This window comes from Stenotrophomonas maltophilia (assembly GCF_003970865.1).
Classification (GTDB): Bacteria; Pseudomonadota; Gammaproteobacteria; order Xanthomonadales; family Xanthomonadaceae; genus Stenotrophomonas; species Stenotrophomonas maltophilia_AR.
On sequence record NZ_RXLZ01000121.1, the window covers coordinates 1 to 4,252 of the forward strand.

Genomic DNA, 4,252 nt, shown 5'->3' on the forward strand with positions numbered 1-4,252 from the left:
CGCCGAGCGACCCCACCTGTCCCTTAAAATGCAGACGCCCGATGCGATGCATCGGGCGTCCTTGGTCGCCTGACGGCGGCCGGATCATCCACCCCATAGGTGTCAACCTATGGCAGGACGAGTCACACGCATGGCGTGGATCTACAGCGGGGCGCTCCTGGCGCTCATGCGTGATCTACGCCGGAAAACGGTAGATCCACGCCATGCGTGGATACGGGCGCTCAACGCCCCGGCGCACCGAAATGCCCCAGCGGCGCGCCGGCCAGCAGGTGCATGTGGATATGGAACACGGTCTGCCCGGCATCCTCGCGGCAGTTCATCACGATGCGGTAGCCGTCCTGTGCGAAGCCCTCGCGGCGCGCGTACTCGGCGGCAGCCAGCGCCAGCTTCCCGATCAGGTGCGCCTGCGACGGCTGCAGGTCATCCAGGGTCGGAATGATCTCGTTCTTCGGAATGAACAGCACGTGCACCGGCGCCTGCGGTGCGATGTCCTTGAAACCCAGCACCTCGTCATCCTCGTAGACGATGGTGGCCGGGATCTCGCGACGGATGATCTTGCTGAAGAGGGTTTCGTTGCTCATGGTCGGCCTCGGCGGGGATGTCTCCCGCATTGTAGGCCGCTCACGCCCGGCCATGCCGGCCGTTGCTCAATCGCGGAATTCGCTGCGCGTACCGAACGCGTGGGACAGCGTGCCACGATCGACGTATTCCAGTTCGCCGCCCAGCGGCAGGCCCTGCGCCAGGCGGCTGGGCTGCACCTTGCGTGCGCGCGCCAGCTGCGCCAGGTAATGCGCAGTGGCCTCGCCCTCGACAGTGGCGCTGGTGGCGATGATCAACTCCTGCACCTCGCCTTCGGCCAGCCGTCGCTCCAACTGCTCCAGGCCCAGCTCGCGCGGGCCGATGCCATCGAGCGGCGACAGCCGCCCCTGCAGCACGAAGTAGACACCGCGGAAGCCGGTGGCGTTTTCGATGGCCAGGCGGTCGGCCGGCGATTCGACCACGCACAGCTGGCTGCGCTCGCGACTGCTGTTGGCACAGGTCGGGCACAGCTCGGTTTCGCTGAAATCGCGGCACTGCGCGCAGTGGCCGATGCGTTCCACCGCCAGCGCCAGCACCTCGGCCAGGCGCTGGCCACCTTCGCGCTCGCGCTCGAGCAGGTGGTAGGCCATGCGCTGCGCCGTCTTCTGGCCCACGCCAGGCAGCACCCGCAGTGCATCGATCAATTGTTCAAGCAGGGGTGCGGACACGGCGGCAGGCTTTCATTGCGTCGAGCAGGCTCGACAGCTGTTTGTAGAGTCGAGCCATGCTCGACTGAGGGTTGCAGCGGGCGCCTGCAGCAACAGGCGCCCCCGCCAAGAATCAGAACGGCAGCTTCATGCCCGGCGGCAGCTGCATGCCAGCGGTGGCCGAACCCATCTTCGACTTCGACTCGGCATCGATCTTGTTCGAGGCATCGTTGAAGGCGGCGGCGATCAGGTCTTCCAGCATCTCCGGGTCGCTGGCCAGCGACGGGTCGATGCGCACCTTGCGGCATTCCTTGGCGCCGGTCAGGGTCACGCTGACCATGCCGCCACCGGCACTGCCGGTCACTTCGATCTTGGCGATTTCTTCCTGGGCCTTCTGCAGGTTTTCCTGCATCTTCTGGGCCTGCTGCATCAGTTGGGCGATGTTTCCGCGCATGGTGTCTTACTCGTCAAAAGAACGGATGGAATCGGAAACAACCCGGGCACCGTGCTGTTGGATCAGCACCTGCACTTCCGGATCGTCCATGAAAACAGCCTCTGCCACCTGCTGCCGCTCGCCACGCTGGCGATCGGCACGCTGGTGCAGGGTCTCGGCCGGAACGTGTTCGGTTTCCACGGTCTCGACCACGATCTTCGGCGCCTGGCCAAGGGCCTTCTCCAGCATCTCGCCCAGGGCGGCCAGCGCGCGCTCCGAACGCAGGTATTCAAATCCGGGCGAAAGGCCCAGTTTCAAGGTCCCGTGCTGGCAACTGATGAAGGCAGCGTTGGCCGCCAGCTGCCGCGACGGGCCGCTCAGGCCACTGTTGGCGACCAGATCCAGCCAGTCCTCGGCGCTGGCCAGGTCGCTGACACCTTCCAGCGGCACGGTCTCCTGCACTGGCGCGGGCTCGGCCGGCGCGATGGCAATGCCTTCAGTGCGGAACGGGCGCTCGGACGGTGCAGGCTCGCTGGGAGCCGCGACGGGAGCTGGCGGTTCATGCCAGGGCGCCACCATGGCGGCGTCCGGCCCAGCCATCTCGGCCGCCAGCGCCTCGTCACGCGCCTCGGCTTCGTCGGTGGCCCACGGCGGCAGGTCGTCGCCCGCTTCTGCTTCAACGGACGGCGGCGCCGCTGCTTCGGCCTTCATCGGCGGCGGTGACACGGGCTCTTCCACCGGAACCGGCTCGGGCTCGGGCTCCGGCGTCGGCTCAGGGTCGGGTTGCGGGACCGGCTCAGGTTCGGGTTCAGGTTCACGCGGCGCGGCCTGCACCGGAGCGGCCACCTGCGCCGCCACGGTCGGGCTTGCCGAAGCGGCGGCGGCGGCCGTCGTCGCTTCATGGGTACCCGCACCGCTGCCACCACCGGCAGCAGTGCCACCCGGCGTACTGCCTGCACCCTCCACCGACTTCGGCACCGGCGGGACCGCTGCGGCCGGGCGGAACGCCAGCATGCGCAGCACGGCCATTTCAAAGCCCGCGCGCGGGCTCGGTGCCAACGGCAGGTCACGGCGGCCGTTCAAGGCCATCTGGTACCAGAGCTGCACCACTTCCGGACGCAGGCGTTCGGCGAACGCCGTCGCGTCCAGGCCTTCGGCAGCTGCTGCGGCACCCGGCACCAGCTGCTGCACCTGGATGCGATGCAGGCCTTCGGCCAATGCTTCCAGCACGCCGCTCCAGTCCGGCGAGAATTCGGCCAGCGCAGCCACCACCTGCAGCAGGCGCGGACCATCAGCCTCGGCCAGCGCATCGAGCATCGCTGCCACCTGGGTACGGTCGACCGTGCCCAGCATGGTGCGCACCACGTCCTCGCGCAGCGCGCCGCCGGCGTAGGCGATCGCCTGGTCCAGCAGCGACAGGCCGTCACGCAGGCTGCCATCAGCGGCCTTGGCCAACTGCACGATGGCGCTGCCGTCGGCCTCGATCTCTTCTGCCGCCAGGATGCGGGTCATCTGGCCCTGGATCTGATCCTCATCCAGTCGCTTGAGGTTGAACTGCAGGCAGCGGCTGAGCACGGTGACCGGCAGCTTCTGCGGGTCGGTGGTGGCCAGCAGGAACTTCACATGCTCCGGCGGTTCTTCCAGCGTCTTCAGCAGCGCGTTGAACGCCGCCTTGGACAGCATGTGCACTTCGTCGATCAGGTAGACCTTGTACTTGCCACGCGAGGGCATGTACTGGGCGTTCTCGATCACCTCGCGCACGTCATCCACACCGGTGTTGGACGCGGCGTCGATTTCCAGCAGGTCGATGTAGCGGCCGGCGTCGATGTCCAGGCAGGCCGCGCACTGGCCGCAGGGGTCGGCGCTGGTGCCCTGCTCGCAGTTGAGCGACTTGGCGAAGATGCGCGCGATGGTGGTCTTGCCCACGCCGCGGGTACCGGTGAACAGAAACGCATGGTGGACCCGACCGCTGTCCAGCGCATTGCTGAGCGCACGGACCACGTGTTCCTGGCCCACGAGCTCGGCAAAACGCTTCGGACGCCACTTGCGGGCAAGGACGAGATAGGACATCAGGCCACCGTTTTCCATCGGATGTTCCATTGTGCCATGCCTGTCCAGCCCCCTCGCCTCCGGCACGTCCTTCGCAGGTTCCTGACTGGGGTGCTTGTGAAGTGCCGCGCGGCCCGCTAGAATCTGCGCCCCTGCTGAGGCGTTTGCCGATGGCAGGGATCCGGAGAGGTGTCCGAGTGGTTGAAGGAGCACGCCTGGAAAGTGTGTAAGCGTCTAAACCGCGCTTCGGGGGTTCGAATCCCCCTCTCTCCGCCAGATAACTGAAAAAGGCTGCCCTCAGGGGCGGCCTTTTTCAGTTATCTGGCGCGGGACGCGAAGTGCGCTGCGCGCGCTTCGCCCCAAACGTTGCTGCGCAACCTTTGGGCCCCTCCCTTTGCCTGCCTCTCCCCGCCCCTGTCGGGGCAGCCCCTCAACAGAGGGGCTTGTTCCCCCCGAACCGCGATATGCACGGCGAAACCACCCCAGGGGGTCCCGGGGGGCGGGCGCCACCGGGCGGGGGGCAGTGGGGACCCCGGCCCTTATA

At 67.2% G+C, this 4,252-nt stretch carries 4 protein-coding genes and 1 tRNA gene; 1 reads left to right on the top strand and 4 read right to left on the bottom strand.

Annotated features, from left to right (window positions below; translation table 11 throughout):
* Positions 1-221 precede the first annotated feature (221 nt).
* The 4 genes from EKL94_RS21860 to dnaX all read right to left on the bottom strand — a co-directional run bounded on the left by EKL94_RS21860 (position 222) and on the right by dnaX (position 3,747).
* The gene (locus EKL94_RS21860; RefSeq protein ID WP_126930620.1) at positions 222-581 is read right to left on the bottom strand and encodes a histidine triad nucleotide-binding protein; all 360 of its coding nucleotides are present in this window, start codon (positions 579-581) and stop codon (positions 222-224) included.
* 66 nt (positions 582-647) lie between these two features.
* Entirely contained in the window at positions 648-1,247 is a 600-nt protein-coding gene (gene recR / locus EKL94_RS21865) for a recombination mediator RecR (protein ID WP_057501949.1), read from the bottom strand.
* 112 nt (positions 1,248-1,359) lie between these two features.
* Positions 1,360-1,680 carry a YbaB/EbfC family nucleoid-associated protein gene (locus tag EKL94_RS21870; protein ID WP_004154630.1) on the bottom strand — a complete coding sequence of 107 codons (321 nt, stop codon included), beginning with the start codon at positions 1,678-1,680 and terminating at the stop codon, positions 1,360-1,362.
* A gap of 6 nt (positions 1,681-1,686) precedes the next feature.
* On the bottom strand, positions 1,687-3,747 hold the full coding sequence (gene dnaX / locus EKL94_RS21875; RefSeq protein WP_126930621.1) for a DNA polymerase III subunit gamma/tau: 2,061 nt from the start codon (positions 3,745-3,747) through the stop codon (positions 1,687-1,689).
* Between the two features lie 144 nt (positions 3,748-3,891).
* Here dnaX and EKL94_RS21880 point away from each other — a divergent pair.
* Positions 3,892-3,984 (top strand) — tRNA-Ser (locus EKL94_RS21880).
* Positions 3,985-4,252: the final 268 nt, after the last annotated feature.

Excerpts from the sequence above, each read along its gene's own strand:
- EKL94_RS21860 (WP_126930620.1), bottom strand. The coding sequence starts at position 581 with ATGAGCAACGAAACCCTCTTCAGCAAGATCATCCGTCGCGAGATCCCG.
- EKL94_RS21870 (WP_004154630.1), bottom strand. The coding sequence starts at position 1,680 with ATGCGCGGAAACATCGCCCAACTGATGCAGCAGGCCCAGAAGATGCAG.
- dnaX (WP_126930621.1), bottom strand. The coding sequence starts at position 3,747 with ATGGAAAACGGTGGCCTGATGTCCTATCTCGTCCTTGCCCGCAAGTGG.